The organism is Solwaraspora sp. WMMA2101, from assembly GCF_049179175.1.
Lineage (GTDB): Bacteria > Actinomycetota > Actinomycetes > Mycobacteriales > Micromonosporaceae > Micromonospora_E.
This window is the reverse complement of record NZ_JBMHMA010000006.1, coordinates 3,658,928-3,674,001: the sequence shown is the minus strand read 5'-3', so window position 1 is coordinate 3,674,001 and position 15,074 is coordinate 3,658,928. Positions and strand designations below refer to the sequence as shown.

Annotated in this window: 17 protein-coding genes, 1 tRNA gene and 1 pseudogene; 8 read left to right on the top strand and 11 right to left on the bottom strand. The window is 70.6% G+C overall.

Annotated elements, in window-relative coordinates; translation table 11 throughout:
- The first annotated feature begins 41 nt into the window (after positions 1–41).
- The 3 genes and pseudogenes from ACN28F_RS17605 to ACN28F_RS17595 all read left to right on the top strand — a co-directional run bounded on the left by ACN28F_RS17605 (position 42) and on the right by ACN28F_RS17595 (position 1,409).
- Positions 42–890, top strand: coding sequence for a glycoside hydrolase family 11 protein (locus ACN28F_RS17605; protein WP_421358718.1), 849 nt, complete (start codon positions 42–44; stop codon positions 888–890).
- Positions 868–1,038 (top strand): annotated as a pseudogene (locus tag ACN28F_RS17600) (VOC family protein); the annotation flags it as partial. The gene ACN28F_RS17605 and the pseudogene ACN28F_RS17600, both read left to right, overlap by 23 nt.
- 113 nt (positions 1,039–1,151) lie before the next feature.
- Positions 1,152–1,409 carry a hypothetical protein gene (locus ACN28F_RS17595; protein WP_421358716.1) on the top strand — a complete coding sequence of 86 codons (258 nt, stop codon included), beginning with the start codon at positions 1,152–1,154 and terminating at the stop codon, positions 1,407–1,409.
- 68 nt (positions 1,410–1,477) lie between these two features.
- Here ACN28F_RS17595 and ACN28F_RS17590 read toward each other — a convergent pair whose 3' ends face one another.
- From ACN28F_RS17590 to ACN28F_RS17580, 3 genes are read right to left on the bottom strand one after another with little or no spacing between them, the layout of a single operon-like run.
- On the bottom strand, positions 1,478–1,840 hold the full coding sequence (locus tag ACN28F_RS17590) for a DivIVA domain-containing protein (RefSeq protein WP_421358714.1): 363 nt from the start codon (positions 1,838–1,840) through the stop codon (positions 1,478–1,480).
- Between the two features lie 23 nt (positions 1,841–1,863).
- Positions 1,864–2,133, bottom strand: a complete 270-nt coding sequence (locus ACN28F_RS17585; protein WP_421358712.1) for a hypothetical protein — start codon at positions 2,131–2,133, stop codon at positions 1,864–1,866.
- The gene (locus ACN28F_RS17580) at positions 2,123–2,392 is read right to left on the bottom strand and encodes a hypothetical protein (RefSeq protein WP_421358710.1); all 270 of its coding nucleotides are present in this window, start codon (positions 2,390–2,392) and stop codon (positions 2,123–2,125) included. Before ACN28F_RS17580 ends, ACN28F_RS17585 begins: the two co-directional genes overlap by 11 nt.
- Before the next feature lie 160 nt (positions 2,393–2,552).
- Here ACN28F_RS17580 and ACN28F_RS17575 point away from each other — a divergent pair, with 160 nt between their 5' ends.
- The 3 genes from ACN28F_RS17575 (at position 2,553) to ACN28F_RS17565 (ending at position 3,825) form a co-directional block, all read left to right on the top strand.
- Positions 2,553–3,335, top strand: coding sequence for a helix-turn-helix domain-containing protein (locus ACN28F_RS17575; protein ID WP_421358708.1), 783 nt, complete (start codon positions 2,553–2,555; stop codon positions 3,333–3,335).
- Positions 3,332–3,520 (top strand): DUF397 domain-containing protein, encoded by a 189-nt coding sequence (locus ACN28F_RS17570; RefSeq protein WP_421358706.1) that lies wholly within the window; start codon positions 3,332–3,334, stop codon positions 3,518–3,520. Before ACN28F_RS17575 ends, ACN28F_RS17570 begins: the two co-directional genes overlap by 4 nt.
- A 116-nt stretch (positions 3,521–3,636) precedes the next feature.
- Positions 3,637–3,825: a DUF397 domain-containing protein gene (locus ACN28F_RS17565; RefSeq protein WP_421358705.1), complete on the top strand. Its 189-nt coding sequence runs from the start codon at positions 3,637–3,639 to the stop codon at positions 3,823–3,825.
- 112 nt (positions 3,826–3,937) lie between these two features.
- Here the strand turns inward: ACN28F_RS17565 and ACN28F_RS17560 are convergent, their stop codons facing one another.
- The 8 genes from ACN28F_RS17560 to ACN28F_RS17525 all read right to left on the bottom strand — a co-directional run bounded on the left by ACN28F_RS17560 (position 3,938) and on the right by ACN28F_RS17525 (position 13,019).
- Positions 3,938–4,207: a hypothetical protein gene (locus tag ACN28F_RS17560; RefSeq protein ID WP_421358703.1), complete on the bottom strand. Its 270-nt coding sequence runs from the start codon at positions 4,205–4,207 to the stop codon at positions 3,938–3,940.
- Between the two features lie 46 nt (positions 4,208–4,253).
- A complete protein-coding gene (locus ACN28F_RS17555) occupies positions 4,254–6,263 on the bottom strand; it encodes a family 43 glycosylhydrolase (RefSeq protein ID WP_421361432.1) in 2,010 nt (669 codons plus the stop codon).
- Between the two features lie 503 nt (positions 6,264–6,766).
- Positions 6,767–6,842, bottom strand: a tRNA-Lys gene (locus ACN28F_RS17550).
- A 227-nt stretch (positions 6,843–7,069) separates the two neighbouring features.
- A complete protein-coding gene (locus ACN28F_RS17545) occupies positions 7,070–9,463 on the bottom strand; it encodes a hypothetical protein (RefSeq protein WP_421358701.1) in 2,394 nt (797 codons plus the stop codon).
- Positions 9,464–9,710: 247 nt separating this feature from the next.
- Complete coding sequence (locus tag ACN28F_RS17540) at positions 9,711–10,208, bottom strand: GNAT family N-acetyltransferase (RefSeq protein WP_289208997.1); 498 nt, start codon at positions 10,206–10,208, stop codon at positions 9,711–9,713.
- Between the two features lie 23 nt (positions 10,209–10,231).
- Positions 10,232–11,743 (bottom strand): sensor histidine kinase, encoded by a 1,512-nt coding sequence (locus tag ACN28F_RS17535; protein WP_421358699.1) that lies wholly within the window; start codon positions 11,741–11,743, stop codon positions 10,232–10,234.
- Positions 11,744–11,749: 6 nt separating this feature from the next.
- Positions 11,750–12,457 carry a response regulator transcription factor gene (locus ACN28F_RS17530; RefSeq protein ID WP_289208995.1) on the bottom strand — a complete coding sequence of 236 codons (708 nt, stop codon included), beginning with the start codon at positions 12,455–12,457 and terminating at the stop codon, positions 11,750–11,752.
- A 46-nt stretch (positions 12,458–12,503) separates the two neighbouring features.
- Positions 12,504–13,019: a hypothetical protein gene (locus ACN28F_RS17525; protein WP_421358697.1), complete on the bottom strand. Its 516-nt coding sequence runs from the start codon at positions 13,017–13,019 to the stop codon at positions 12,504–12,506.
- 13 nt (positions 13,020–13,032) lie between these two features.
- On the opposite strand from ACN28F_RS17525, the gene ACN28F_RS17520 reads away from it, so the two are divergent.
- On the top strand, positions 13,033–14,304 hold the full coding sequence (locus tag ACN28F_RS17520; RefSeq protein ID WP_421358695.1) for a hypothetical protein: 1,272 nt from the start codon (positions 13,033–13,035) through the stop codon (positions 14,302–14,304).
- Positions 14,297–14,941 carry a class I SAM-dependent methyltransferase gene (locus ACN28F_RS17515; RefSeq protein ID WP_421358693.1) on the top strand — a complete coding sequence of 215 codons (645 nt, stop codon included), beginning with the start codon at positions 14,297–14,299 and terminating at the stop codon, positions 14,939–14,941. The genes ACN28F_RS17520 and ACN28F_RS17515 overlap by 8 nt, the downstream gene beginning before the upstream one ends.
- The last annotated feature ends 133 nt before the right edge of the window (positions 14,942–15,074 follow it).

Sequence of the window (15,074 nt, the reverse complement as noted above, 5' to 3'; positions counted from 1 at the left end):
GCGATTGTCGGTGCCCGCATCCGAGAGGAAGTGACGGACCGATGAGCGAGACACCCGACGTGAGGTCGGCGAGCAGTCGGCGCGGCCGCACCAGACTTTCTGTCGGCGTCGCCTGCACCGCGATCCTGACGCTCCTGGTAACAGCACCGGTCACCAGCGCCCACGCCGACACGGCGCACGCCGATACGACGGCGTACGCTGGCACACGCGCCGATACGACGCACGTCGGTGCCCACCTCGACACGACGCACGTGACACAGCTGCCGCCCGACCGCCCGGTCATCACCTCCAACCAGACCGGCACCCACGACGGCTACTTCTACGCCTATTGGAAGGACGTCGGCAACGCCACCATGACCTTGGGCCCGCAGGGCCAGTACAGCGCTCACTGGAACGGCGTCTTCAACTGGTTCGGCGGCAAGGGCTGGGCGACCGGTCATCGCCGGACCTTCAACTACTGCGCGACCTTCCAGCCGGGCGGCGTCTCGTTCCTATCGCTCTACGGGTACACGACATCACCGATCGCCGAGTACTACGTCGTCGAGAACTGGGGAACCTGGCGGCCCACCGGTACGGCGATGGGCACCGTCGTCAGCGAGGGCAGCACCTACGACATCTACCGACAAATTCTCGGCGTCGGCATCACGCCGTACTACCGCTACTACAGCGTCCGGCAGCAGCCGCGGTCCAGCGGAACGATCAACACCGGCGACCATTTCGACGCGTGGGCCCGCGCCGGCCTGAACCTCGATGCGCCCATGGGCTACATGATCATGGCAACCGAGGGCTACCAGAGCAACGGGCGATCCAGCGTCACGGTCTACAGCGACACCACCAGGCCACCGCGGTGCACTCCCAGCCCGAGCGGTCGGCACCGGACTCATGGGTGACGAGCGGGTGGCCGCGCTCGAAGCCGAATGCGCCCGGTTGGTCGCGCTCGGCGCGGTACGGGTGGAATTGCTGGCCACAGATGGTTTTAGCGAGTCGTGCCGTGTTATGCGCGACATCGAGGGAAATGAGTTCTGCCTCGACCGATGATTTGACAGCACCCCTTCCATCGCATCGATCACAATGGAATCATGTGATCGTTATGCGTCGATGTCATGGCATCAGGGCCGTGAAGGTCGACGAACGACCCGATGGGAGTATGTATGCGAAGACTGACCACATTGCTGGTGGCGTTCACGATCGCCATGGCCGGCCTGTTCGCGACCACCGCCGCCCCGGCGTCAGCGGACTACCCGGATCCGCCGGGCGGCACGCTCCGCAACGTCTACAGTGATCTGAGCTTCTGCCACTGGTACGGCAACTACGGCATCCAGAACGACATGTGGAGCTCGTACCTCTGCCAGTACCGCGCGTACGGCTACCCGCCCTCCGTCTACTACTTCTTCTGGACGTTCGACTAGTCGCGAGCAGGTGGGTTCTGGGGAGGCTCCACCCAACGCGACCACGGCGGCGAACAGCGCGGCGACGGTCAGGACGCCGCTTGGAACTGCTGCGACTGCCAGTCCCGCAACGCCTGCTTGATCCGTACGTTCTCGTCCCGGGTGGCCGCCAGCTCGTCCCGCACCGCCGTCAACTCGTCGGCAACCAGGTGCAGGAACGCCCGTACCTCGGTCGGGTCGCAACCTCGCCGGGTGCGCTCGCTGAACCAGCGGTCGCGGACCTGGCTGGGGCTGATCGACGGCCGCGCCGCACCGACGTAGCGGTGGGCGGCGGCGTTGCGGCCGCGCCGCGCCGGGGCCGGCGGCCGTGCCTGGGCGGCGAGGTCCGCGAGCACCCGGGCCTGTCGGCGGGTACGCCGAGGAAACAGCAAAAGGTGCAGAAGTCGACGCATGACGAATCGGTCCCTTCGAGGAATCATTGCTCGGCGGTGATCACGGGACGGCCGTCGCGTTCGACGACTCCAGGTCGCCGGAGGGCATGTTTGAACACCGACAGCAGCATCATCTGACCGGTCCGGGGACCGGTGACGAACGTACCCATGACCGCGATCATGGTCACCTGCGGAACGTCGTGACCGTGCCGCAGATGGGATATCCGGATTGCCACCGGGCCGTTGCCGAACGCCCAGTCCTCGGCGCGCAGCCGCAGCACGTCGCCGACTTTGATCAACGGTTCACTGGGCACGGTCGGACCGCCCGTCGTCACCGTTCTGCGGCGGGTGCGGAAACTCCGGCGGCGACAACCCGGCGACGATCAGCACCGTACGGATCCGGCGGGCTATCGGCACGTCACGCCGGTCGAGGATCGCCAGGGCCATGGTGAACGGGGCGCAGAACGCCGCCGATCCGCAGGCCGGGCATTCGCCGGTCCGCAGCGGCAGGTGCTTCTCGGCGGTCTCCCGCGCGTGCCGCAACACCCGTTCGGCGTCCGCGTCTACATCCACGTCCGCATCGGAGCCCGACTCCTTATTGATCATCGAATCCCTCCCGTTCCGTGATCCCGACGACATCCACCCTGGACGCAGCCGGTCCGCAGTGGAAGGATTTCCACCAACAGAACCCGTTCCGAAGTTTCGATCTTGAATCGGGAAGGACCGGTAATTCGTGACCACCAACGGGGTTCCTCGCATCCTCAAGTTCCTCCGTACGCTCAACGGCGGCATGACGCAGGAGCAGTTGGCGCAGCGGTTGAGCGTCTCCACCTCGCTGATTGCCAAGTTCGAGACGGCCCGGCAGATCCCGCTGCCGGACACCGCCGTGCAGATCGACGAGGTCTTCGGCAGCGGCACGCTGGTGCAGGAGACCGCCGACGACGCCCGCCGGGCCGTCCCACCGGACTGGTTCCAGCCCTGGCCGGAGTACGAGGCCGAGGCCGAGATGCTGCGCGCGTACCAGTCGACCTACGTCCCCGGCCTGCTGCAGACCGAGGCGTACGCCCGCGCGGTGCTCGCCGTCGGCATGCTCCCGCCGGAGGTGGCCGAGCAGCGGCTGGCGCACCGGCTCGCCCGCCAGGTGACCGTCTTCGACCGCAGGACGCCGCCGGTCACCTCGTTCATCGTCGACGAGGCGGCGCTGCGCCGAGGCGACCCGGTGGTGATGAAGGAGCAGCTGCTGCACCTGGTGGAGATGTCGCGGCGCGACCGGCTGCTGCTGCACGTGGTGCCGCTCGACGCCGGGCTCTACACCGGCCAGCTCGGCAGTTTCATCCTCGGCACGCTGCCGGACGGGACGACGGTGGCCTACACGGAAAACCCGGTGGACGGCCGCACCTACGAGGAGCCGGCGAAGGTCGGCGCCTTCGTCAACGCATGGGAGGCGATACGCTCGGTAGCACTGCCCCGGGACGCGTCCCGGGACCTGATCGCGAGGATGGCAGAAGAGCTATGACCCAGCCAGCGTGGCGCACCGCCAGCCGCAGCAACAGCAACGGCGGCGAATGCGTCGAGGTCGCCGACAACCTGCCGGGCCGGGTGCTGGTCCGCGACAGCAAAAACCGCACCGGCGGCACCCTCACCTTCGACCCGGCCGCCTGGTCGACCTTCGTCACCCAGGTCAGCGCCACCGGCCACTGACCGACGCCGTCGACCATCGACACCCGCTGCGGGGGCCTGCCCACGCCTCGGCCGGGCAGGCCCCCGCAGGCCGGGTAGCCGCCAACATCCGACCGCGAAGATCGGCAGGGCAGATCATGACCGAGCCAGCGTGGCGCACCGCCAGCCGCAGCAACAGCAACGGCGGCAACTGCGTCGAAGTCGCCGACAACCTGCCGGGCCGCGTACTGGTCCGCGACAGCAAGGACCGCACCGGCGGCACCCTCACCTTCCACCCCACCGCCTGGTCGACCTTCGTCACCCAGCTCAGCACCGCCCACCGCTGACCGGCACCGGCCCGTACTCGGAACCTGTCCGCGCCGACCGTGGACAGGATCCGAGGACTAGGGCGTGTATCAAAGTCGGCCGTGGGCGGGTGACGACTTTCGGCGCTCGGGTTCAATGGGTCGTCGCAACACCTGAGTTGATCAAGGGAGTTGCGATGTCAAGGTCACTGCCCCGGTTCCAGCGGGTCGCGCTGTCGGTGGCGTTGCCGTTGTTGACGAACCAGCCGTCGAGGCCGGTTTCGAAGCCGCCGTTGACGATGAGATCGGCGTCGTCGGCGTACCCTGGCGACGCCGGGGCGACGAACCCGGCGACTACCAGGGCGCTGACCGCGACGAGCGCCGTGGCGCGCCGGCGGGTGGTGCGGTGCACGGGTGGTCTCACGAGGATCCCTTCTGATCTGCGAGTTGACTGCCGGTGGAAGAACAGGTCACTGGCAGGTCCGCGCGGCGTACGGCACGGTCACGGTCGCGCTGACCGGGGTGCCGTCGACGCGGGCCGTCGCGGTCACCGTCACCGCACCGGCCGGCATCGACGCCGTACCGGTCGGGAAGGTCCGCACCTTGCTCGCGGACGGAGCGACCCCGTACTCCTTGGTGCCGTACGGCGAGGCGACCGTGCCGGTCACCCGTGCCGGTGCGACACCGGTCAGCTCCACGACGAGCTGCACCTTCTTCGCCAGGCAGCGGCTCGACGTGGTGACCGACAGCAGCCTCGGTGTGTCCAGTCGGAGCACGCCGAGACGGGCCAGCTGGTAGCTGAGCGCCCGCTCCGGCGCGTCGATCTGGTTCTGGGTGCCGAACTGACCGGCCCGCGCGGTCACCGCGTCGTCCAGCGCGGCCCGCATCGCCGCCCAGGCGTCCGCCGGGTGGTCGGCTTCGCGCAGCGTCGCCGCGTACGCGATGGCGTCGTCGAGCGCACCGGTGTCCAGCGGCCGGCCCTGCGCGGTCAGTGTGTCGCTGAGCAGGTAGTGGTCGAAGTCGACGTGCCCGCCGGTGGTCTGCGTCGCGTAGTTGAACAGGCCGACCCGGTGGCCCATGAAGTGCGCCAGCGAGCCGTCGAGGGTCTGCGGGCCGACCCGGCTGCCGAGTTGGTGCCAGCTGAGCCCGTCGAGGCTGTAGTGGAAGGTGGTCCAGAGCTGTCCGGTCGGCGCGGCGAAGTCCAGGTCCGCCTTGAGGTGCACCTCGGTGGCGTCGCCCAGTGGCACGGTGCTGCCCGGCAGGAAGTTCTCCAGGGTCGCCTGGTCGAGGTCGACCGCGAACGGCTGGCCCCGGTTGACCACGCCGAGGGTGTTGACGCCGGCGACGCGTTTCACCGCCGCGTACGAGAATCCCCGGTTGTAGGCGGCGATCCCGGCGACGTCGCCGTCGCGCATCGCGGAGACGTCCATCCTCGTCTCGGCCGACTGGCGCGGGCCGAAGGTCCGCTGCGACAGCGTGTTGCGGGCCTCCTCGAACCAGGCCAGCTCGGCCCGGTTGGACAGCTTCGTGTAGACGTACCCGCCGGTGACGACCTTGCCGGTGGTCAGCCGCAGCCAGCCGTCGCGGTCGGTGAGCGACCAGTAGCGGTTGTCCGGGGCGTGGTTCCACTGCCAGGCCATGTCCAGCCGGGAACCGTTGGGGGCGATCTCCGCCTCGGTCGGGGGTTCGCCGGTCGGCGGCGGGTCCGGGATCGTCCACTGTTCATCCTGGTACGCCTTGTGCGGGGCGTCGTTGGCGAAGTCGTCGGACGCGACGATGCTCTGCTGCCGCTGGTAGCTCTCCTCGGCCGGGTCGAGCCGGATCGGCTTGTCGAACGCGCCGCCGACCGGCACCACGCCGTTGGTGCCGAAGACCGGCCAGCCGTCGGACCAGACGGCCGGAATCAGCGCCGGGATGCGGCCGATCGGGAAGGTGTCGCGGAAGAACATGCCGTGCCAGTCGGTGCCGCCGTCGGCGGTGGCGATCGGCACCAGGCTGCCCTGGGCGAAGCCGTTGGAGTTGAGCACCCCACGGGCGACGTACGTGTTGACGCCACCGGCCGAGGTGTAGCGGCCGAGCAGCTCGGTCGAGCGGAACATGACGACCTGCCGGCCCTGCCCGGACGGCCAGGTGATGATCACCGCGTAGTAGTAGCCGTCGATGTAGTAGAACTGGGCGCCCTCGAACAGTCCGCCGATGAACGGCTGGCCGGCGTAGTCGGCGGCGGTGAAGATGTTCGGGTAGTTCTGCTCGATGGCGGTCAGGTCGGCGTTGAGCCGCACCGCGCTGGTGCCACCGGATCCGTAGAAGATGTACGGGGTGCCGTCGAGGTCGAAGAAGAGCGACGGGTCGTGCAGGCCGCGGCCGAGCGCGGTCCGCTGCCAGGCGCCGTCGTCGATATCGTCGGTACGGTAGATGTAGGCGCCGCCCAGGTTGTTGGTGTTGAACGCGACGTAGAACATGCCGTCGTGGTAGCGCAGCGACGACGCCCACTGGCCCTAGGCCTATTGACGGGGTACCTGGCTGTGGACTGCTACCTGTACGCCGACACCGGGCACCGCGCCGCTACGGAGGACACCCTCCCACCTGGGCAATGGGAGGGTCGAGCCGGTCAAGGAGTAGCCGGTGTGGTGGGGCCCTCGCCCGCCGATGCGGCGGGCCAATCGGTCGCGTGGGTATCCGCGCCAGTCAAGCGGTGACGGCGAGTACGACAGCACCGGGCGTCGCGATCAGACGGGCAGTACCACCGAGGAGGACCGAGTCCAGTGCTGGCGCTCCTCGGCACACACCCCCATGCTACCGGGAATGACCTGGCTGAACTCGGCGGCGAACGCGGTCACTGGTCCAGCATCTCCCGCGCAGCCGATGCCGTCGTGGCACCTGGGTGTTCCTTGGGTGTTCCCCGCAGAGCTCACATTTCCGACAAGCCCGGCTCGATAAAGCCGAGCCTTCCATTTATGAACTTATATTTTCCCAGTTCAGGTGGTGGGCCGCCTGGGACTCGAACCCAGAACCTAAGGATTAAAAGTCCTCAGCTCTGCCGATTGAGCTAACGGCCCGTCAAGGGCCTACCCTACTCCGCCTGGCTGCGGGCCCTACGTCGGCCTGTCTGCTACCTGGGTTGTCGGATGTTTGCGGCTGGCGGGTGGGCGGTGTTGCCGGGCGTGTGGTCGGTGGTCGTGCTGGGGCGTCGGGTGGTTGGTGGGGTGTTGGGGTTGGTGGGGCGGCGCGGTCGACTCTTGCGGGAGATCGACATGGAGATGGTGCCGCGCCGCCCCGGGGCAGGTTACCGGGCTCGAGCTGGCCTGTTGTCGGTGTCGGGGCAGGCCGCCCGGCAGGCGGCAAGGCCGATGCCGAAATGGACACACCTTTTGCCGATGTCCCGCACGGCGAGCACCTTGAACCGGGCCCCGGCCAGGAAGACCGCCTCGTCCAGCTCCTGTCGCTCGGCGAGGGCGCCGGCCTGACGGGCGGTACGGGACCAGACCAGATAGTCGACGTCGGCACCCTCGACGGCCAGCCCGGCTCCGCTCACGCTGCGGAAGCCCGGCTCGACCAGCGTCGCCCCCTCCGAGTAGAGCTGTCGTGCCGGCACCGCCAACCGGCTCTGGCAGAGCATCGCCCGTCGGCACGGCGGCAGCCGGCGTAACCCGGACACCAGGCACGACAGATAGCTGGTCAGCTCCGGCTGCCGCCCGGCCCGCAACCCGGCGTTGAGTCGTGCCGCGCCCAGCTCCGACCGGCCGAAGTAGACCCGTATCGCCACCAGGTCGGTCTTCGCGGTCGCCGAGATGTCCTGGCGAAGCGAGGGCCAGGCGGCCAGCGCTGCGTTCACCGTGGTGATCGAATCCGTGTACGCCGATCCGAGGGCTGCGGTGAACTCACGCTGCTCGGCCGGCGTACTGTCACGGTCCGGTACCGCTGTCGCGACAGCAGGCACGTACCGGCCGGCCGGTCCGGCGTGGTCGCTGTCCGCCACGGCGGACTCCCCGGCGGACGTTGCCGGCAGCGGAATCACCGCCGGCGGTAGTACGTCCACCGTCGCTGGGACGTCGTCCGGCCGCTCGTCCTCGGCCACGTCCGGGTCCGGTCCGGAGCTGGTGATCACCGGCGGGTAGGCGAACGACGGCGGTGGCGGTGCGGGCGTCGGGATCGGGGTCGGTGCGGGATGTGCGGGATGTGCGGGCGCCGGGAACGTCGGAGGGGGTGCGAGCACCGGCGACGCAGGTGATGCCGGTGCGGGCGCCGGTGACACGTGCGGTGGCGCCGACTGCGGCACCGGCCCGACCGGGTCCAGTCCCGGCGCGAGTGTCACTGGTCGAGACGCGACGGCTGGCCGGCGCGCCACTGCCGGTTGCGACGGCACAGTCGAGCGAGGTGCTGCATCGGCCGGCGGCGGAGGCCCGGCGGCGGACTGGTCGACGTACCCCTTCTCGACCGGTTCCCCCGTCGACGCCTCGACCGGTCGGTCGGGCTGCGACCCGGCCGGCCGTACGGCTACCGGTTGCTCCGGTCCCAGGTCGACCAGCAGACCGTCGGGAGCCATCGCGACGACCCGGCGCAGCGCCGCCATCAGTGGCCGCGACGCCGCCGCATCGGGCCTCAGGATGCCGGTGGCCGGGTCGATGAAGGCCAGGTCCGCGCGGCGGAACTCGTCCGCCCTGCGTAGCAGGACGCCGGCTGCGGAGACCTCCGCCACCAACTGGGGCTCGGCTGTGTGCCGGTAGAGCCGGGTACCGACCCGCGTCCATCCGCTGTTGAGCAACTCCGGTGGCGGCTGCGTCGACCGGCGGATCCCCACCGGCTCCGGTACGGCGGTGGACCGGCCCCCGTCGAGTACCGCGTCGAGCGCCGCCGACAGCCGGTCGAGCCACTGTGGTCGAGGCTGGACCCGGTCGGGATCCAGCAGACCGACCTCGACGCGGACCATCGTCCGGGCCGGCAGGCCAGCGAAGAGCGCGGCCAGCTCGGCCGGCTCCACCGGCGGCTCGCCGACATGCCGGAGCACCAGCGTCGGACCTCGGCGGTCCACGGGTACGTCGAAGGCCGGGTCGGTGGGCTCGACCACCGCCGTGCCACTGGCCCGCAGCAGGAACCCGGCGGGAATCGGGTCGGCGACGAGGCCGGGCAGCCCGACCGGATGATCCGGCATCGCCGCCTCCCACGGCGGCGGCGGAAACCGGTTCGCGACCACGGCAGGATCGGCCCCGGGCTGAAACGACCACCAACCACCGGCGTCGGTACCGGTACCGACGTACCGGGTGCCGTCCGCGGTGAGGTGCGGCGGCCCGTCCGGGGCGAGCAGTTCGACCTTGACGTGCGCCGCCAGCCGCAGCAGCCAGGAGGCGTAGACGTTGTCCGGACTGCCGATACCGGCGGCGTCCACCCAGATCCGACGGGCACCCAGGTTACGCGTCGCGTGTTCGACCACCTGACGCAGCGCGGCGCCGCAGGAGGAGTCGGACAGCGCCGCGTCGGTCACGACGACCAGGATGTCCTGGCTGAGGGCGGCGGTAGCGTCGCGCATCAGTCGCCACAGCAGCGCCGGCGGATCGTCAGCGTGCGAGACGACGGCGACCCGGCCGTGCCACAGCGGATGAACGGCCTGCGGCAGTGTGGTGCCGGGACCGTCCGGCAGCGGTCGCCGCCTGAGCCACCGCGACAGCAGCGCCATCACCACCAGACCTCCAGCTCCACGAGGCCGATCCGCATGCCCTCGCCCCGTCCAGCGTGCATGCATCGGTTGCCGACAGCGGCCAGGCCGGCGATTGAGGCACATTTCTACGGGAAAACCCTTGCTGATGGCAACTGGCACATCTGCGGCGGCCGACCTCCGTTCGGAGCGTGTACCAGGTGATCGCGCAGTCGTTTCTGGAGCTGCGGACGTACATGTCGGTGTAGACCGTGCTCGGACCGGTGTCGCGCGGCTAGGTGACGGCCTGAGCCGACCCGGTCAACGACTGCTCCAGCCGCTTCGTGAAGAAGGTGCTGTTGGGATCGTCCCGGTAGCTACCGAACGGGGCACACTCCACGAAGCCGGCCTTCGCGTACAACGCCCGGGCAGCGGCGAAGAACTCCATGCTGCCGGTCTCCAACGACACCCGCCGAACCCCGCGCCTGCGGGCGTCCTCGAGCAGATGGCGCAGCACCGCGGTGGCGATGCCCCGGCCCCGGTGCCGCGGGTCGGTCCGCATGCTCTTGATCTCCTCATGGCCCGGCTCGACCTCTGCCAACCCGCCGGTACCGACGATCGTCGCCCCGTCGCGCGCCACCCAGAGCTGGACGCCGGGCTTGCGCAACCCGGTCAGGTCCAGCGCGTGCCGGCTCTCGGCCGGCGCGGTCGGCGCGATGTCGTCGAGGTGGGCCTGCAGGAACACGGACAGTCCCGGGTCGGCGAAGTCGGCCCGCTCGATGCGCAACAGCATGGCCGTATGCTGGCGCTACCGCGTTACGGACACGTTTCGCCAGGTCCGGTCTCGGCAGGTGGCGGCCCGGCCGGCACGGTGAACCACACGGTGGTGCCGTCACCCGCAGCGGAGTCGACGCCGACCTCACCACCGAGCGTGCGGACCGTAGCGGCGACGATCGCCAGGCCGAGCCCGGCCCCCTGCCCGCTGCGGCCCACCGGGCCGGCCGACGGGCCGGCCGACGGACCCGCCGCCGCCCCGACCGACGGACCCGCCCGGTAGAAGCGGTCGAAGATCCGGTCGACGGCGTCCGGTGCCAGCCCCGGGCCGCTGTCGGCCACCGCGACCCGGACCGGACCACCGGCCCGGTCCGGCCGCACCGACACCTCGGCGTGCGCCGTGGCCGGCGTGTGCTCCCGTACGTTGGCCAGCAGGTTCGCCAGCACCTGCCGCAGCCCGTCGGCGTCACCACGGACCCACACGTGCGGCGGCGAGTCCAGGGCGATCACCCGGTGCGGCTCGACGGCGAGCGCGTCGGCGACCGCGTCGCGGGCCAGGACGGCGACGTCGACCGGCTCGTCCCGCAGCTGCGGCTCGACGTCCAGCCGGGCCAGGAACAGCAGGTCGCCGACGAGTTTCGACATCCGGGTGGCCTCGTCGTCGAGCCGGCGCAGGACGTCCGGTCGCCGCTGCTCGTCGACCATTCCGGCGCGCAGCAGCTGGGTGTAACCCCGGATCGCGGTCAGCGGGGTCCGCAGCTCGTGTGAGGCGTCGGCGACGAAGGCGCGCATCCGCTGCTCCGAGCGTTCCCGGGCGGCCAGGGCGGCGTGGATCCGGTCCAGCATGCCGTTGACCGCCAGGGTCAACCGACCTGCCTCGGTACGCCGTACCCGTCGTGGGTCGTCGGTGACCGGCACCCGCCGGTCCACCTGGCCGGCGGCGATGGCGTCGGCGGTGTGGGCGATGTCGTCCAGCGGCCGCAGCCGGGCCGCGATCAGCATCCTGGCCAGGAACGCCAGCCCGACGGCGACCGCGATGGAGACCAGCACCTCGATGCCGATCAGCCGGGTCACGGTCCGCTGGACCGGGGCCAGCGGCAGTCCGAGCAGCACCACGGCCGGCCCCACGTCGATGGTCACCACCCGGTACTTGCCCTCCGGGGTGGCGACGGTGCTCAGTGGTGACCGCCCACCTGGTGATGGTGCCGGCGCGGAGTTCAGCAGTGGCGTCGCCGGCACCGGGGCGGTCGAGGCGAACCGGGACAGCTCCCCGGTGCCGGTGCGGATCTCCACCAGGAACTCGGTCGGTCCGACGACCGCGCGGACCGTCCGGTCCCGCTCGCTGATCAGCGCGATCTGCCGGCTGCCCTGGGTCACCAGTCCGGCGGCGGCGGTCAGCTGGTCGTCGATCTGGTTCACCAGGTGGTGGCGGGTCGCGACCGCGCTGACCAGTCCGGTGATGAGCAGTGCGGCGCAGGTCAAGGCGACGGTGCTGGCGGTCAGCGACCGGCGCAGCGACCAGCGGGGGGCACGACGAGGGCGATCAACCGGCATGCCACCTCACCCCCCACCAGTACGCAGTGCGTATCCGAACCCACGGTGGGTAACGATGATCGGTTCGCCGAGCGGGTCGAGTTTGCGCCGCAGGTACCCGACGTAGGTGTCGACGACGTTCGACTCGCCGCCGAAGTCGTAGCTCCACACCGCTTCCAGGATCTGGGTCCGGGACAGCACCCGGCCGGCGTTGAGCATCAGGTACCGCAGCAGTTTGAACTCGGTCGGCGACAGCCGTACCGGCTGGCCGGCCCGGGTCACCAGCAGCGTGTCCTCGTCCAGCGAAAGGTCCGCGTAACGCAGCACGGACCGGGCGGCGTCATCGGGTCGCCCGACGGCACCGACCCGGCGCAGCACCGCCCGGATCCGGGCCAGTAGTTCATCGACGGCGAAAGGCTTGGTCAGGTAGTCGTCGCCACCGAGGGTGAGCCCGGAGACCAGGTCACGCCGGGCGTCGCGGGCGGTCAGGAAGACGATGCCGAACCGGTGCCCGTCGGCCCGCAGCCGCCGGCAGAGGTCGAACCCGTCACCGTCGGGCAGCATCACGTCGAGTACCACCAGGTCGGGTCGGTGTCGTACCGCCGACTGCTGCGCCTCGGTCACGGTGCCGGCGGTGTCGACCGTGTAGCCGTGGAAGGTGAGCACGGTGACGAGCATGTCGACGATGTTCGGCTGGTCGTCGACGACCAGGATGCGTTCGCCTGAGCTGCCCATGTCCGCCGATCAGATCACGCGAACATGGGAGTCGGATGAGAATCGGTCAGAGGCTGCACCAGCAGTAGAGGTGGTCACCGTCGTCGCGGGCCCGCCTGGCGAGACCGGCGACGGCCTCGATCACCGGTACGAGGTGATCGTCGGGCAGCGGGCCGGTGGGCGCCAGCTCGTCGGTCCGCCCCCATCGTGCCGACAGCTGCGGCGCCTGGCCGCTGTCGATGCCGGCCAGGGTGTCCCGGGTGCCGTCGTCGATACGCAGCAGCCAGGGAGTGTCGTCGTCGGGGTCCCCGACAAGATCGCTGCGCACCAGGTCGGGCCGCCAGGCGACGCCACGGACGAAGGCGACGAGGCTGCCGAGGGCGACGTCGGGGTCGATGCCCTTGCAGTCGACGGCGTCCACCGCACCGGCGGCGGTCGTCGGGCCGCCCACCAGACCGTCGATCAGGGCGACCGCCGCGTCGTCGCCAGCCGCCCGAAAGTAGTCGTAGAGCACTCCCATGACGACCATCCAAGCAGCCAGGTGCGACACCGCGACCGGGTCGACGACCGAACGGACCGACAACCGAAGGCGGTACGTGGCGCGTCGACGCCTTATGCACTCGACGACGGCGACGATCGTCCGCCGGTGGCGGTGGGCCGCCACCACCACTGCCGTTCTGCTGTTGATCGGCGGATCCGTGCTGCTGGCCGGCTCCCGGCCGGTGGGTGGGACCGCCGATGCCCTGCCGGACCGGGTCGGCACGCCGCCGTGGGGCGCTCTGCGGATCACCGATCCGTTCCCGATCGGTGCGGCGGCTGTCGCGGTCAGCGGATTCGGCGGTGACGATACCGGGGCCGTGGCGGTGGTCGACGCTGGCGCGGACCGGTACCGGGTGCACCGGGTCGGGGTGGACGCACCGGCCGGTGAGGTGGTGCTGCTCTCACCGGACGGGACCCGCCTGGCGCATCAGTGGGACTCCGCGCAGGGGGGCACCGGGGTGCGGATCCGGCACCTCGGTGACCGTACGGTGGCCGCGCTCGGGCCGGGGGACGCCGCCAGTGTCCTGACCCGGCCGCTGGCCTGGTCGCCGTCCGGCGACCAGCTGGTGGTGGTGGACTCGGTGCCGCGTACGTCGGACCGGTCGGCGTACGCGGCGGTCGTCAGCCTGGTCGACGTGGCCGACGGGTCCGTGCGGAAGCTGGCCACCGTCGACGACACGCTCGTCGCCGGGTACGCGGTGGCGTTCGCCGCCGACGGCCGACGTCTGGCGCTGCAGTCCGGCAGCCGGCTGACCATCATGGACCTGGGATCGGGCCGGCGGCATACGCTCGACCTGCCGCCCGGTCGGACCTTGGCCGGCAAGGGCGCCTGGCAGCCGGACGGGCAGGCGGTGGCCCTGGCCGAACGTGACGGCGACGACTGGCGGCTCGTCGCGGTCGACCCGGTGACCGGGGCCGACGCGCCGGGTCCGCGACTGCCGACCGTGGCGGACGTGACGGCGGTACGGCTACTCGGCTGGCGGCCGGACGGCAGCGCCCTGGTGGTCGCCTACCAGCCAGCTTCCGCCGGCATGAGTGGGGTCTGGGCGCTGAGCCAGCGGATCCACGCTGGCCACGTCGGCGGCGTACAGCTGGTGTCGTTGGCCCCCGGTGCCGACGCGCCGACGGTGCGGATGACGTTTGCCGACGGGGTGCGGGCGGTCGACGTCGCGGACCGGGCGGTCGCGACCGGGACGGTCCGGCCGGCGCAGGTGCCCTCCCGGTGGCCCGGCCCCCGGCTCTGGCTGTGGCTCGCCGTCGGCCTGGCCGTCGTCGTGGTGCCGGTGACGGTGCGGCTGCGCCGCCGCTACCGTGCTGCGGGTGACTGACTCCGACTTCCTGACCGCCACCCGGGACTCCTACGACGCCATCGTCGACGAGTACGTCCGGGAGGTGCAGACGGCCCTGGACGAGGCCCCGCTGGACCGGGCCATGCTGGGCCTGTTCGCCGAACTGGTGCTCTCGACGGGCAACCGTACGGTCGCCGACGTGGGCTGCGGGCCAGGCCGGGTGACCGTACTGTTGGCCGGGCACGGGCTGGACGCCGTCGGCGTCGACCTGTCACCGGGCATGATCACCCACGCCCGGCAGGCGTACCCGCAGCTGCGGTTCGAGGTCGGCTCGATGCTGGAGCTGGACCTGCCCGACGGCGGGCTCGGCGGGCTGCTCGCCTACTTCTCGATCATCCATCTGCCGTACGAGCGGCGGCCGGCGGCGTTCGCCGAGTTCCACCGGGTGCTGACGCCCGGCGGCTACCTGATGTTGGTGTTTCAGGTCGGCGACGAGATCCGGCACCGCGACGAGTTCGAGGGCAAGCGGATCGATCTGAGCTTCCATCGGCAGCGGCCGGCCGAGGTGACGCGGTTGCTGACCGAGGCCGGCTTTCTGGTCCTGGTGACCGTCGAACAGACTCCGCCGGCCCCGGACCGGCCGCCGCTCGGCATCCTGGTCGCCCGCAAGGCCTGAGCCTTCGGCGGGAGCGGCGGGGCGGCTGCCGCCCACGCCCACTCGCGGCCCGGTGCACGCCAGGAGCAGGGACTATCGACTTTAGTTGATGTTGACAGACTGGCGCCTATCTGGAAGCTTTGTTTAGAGAGAG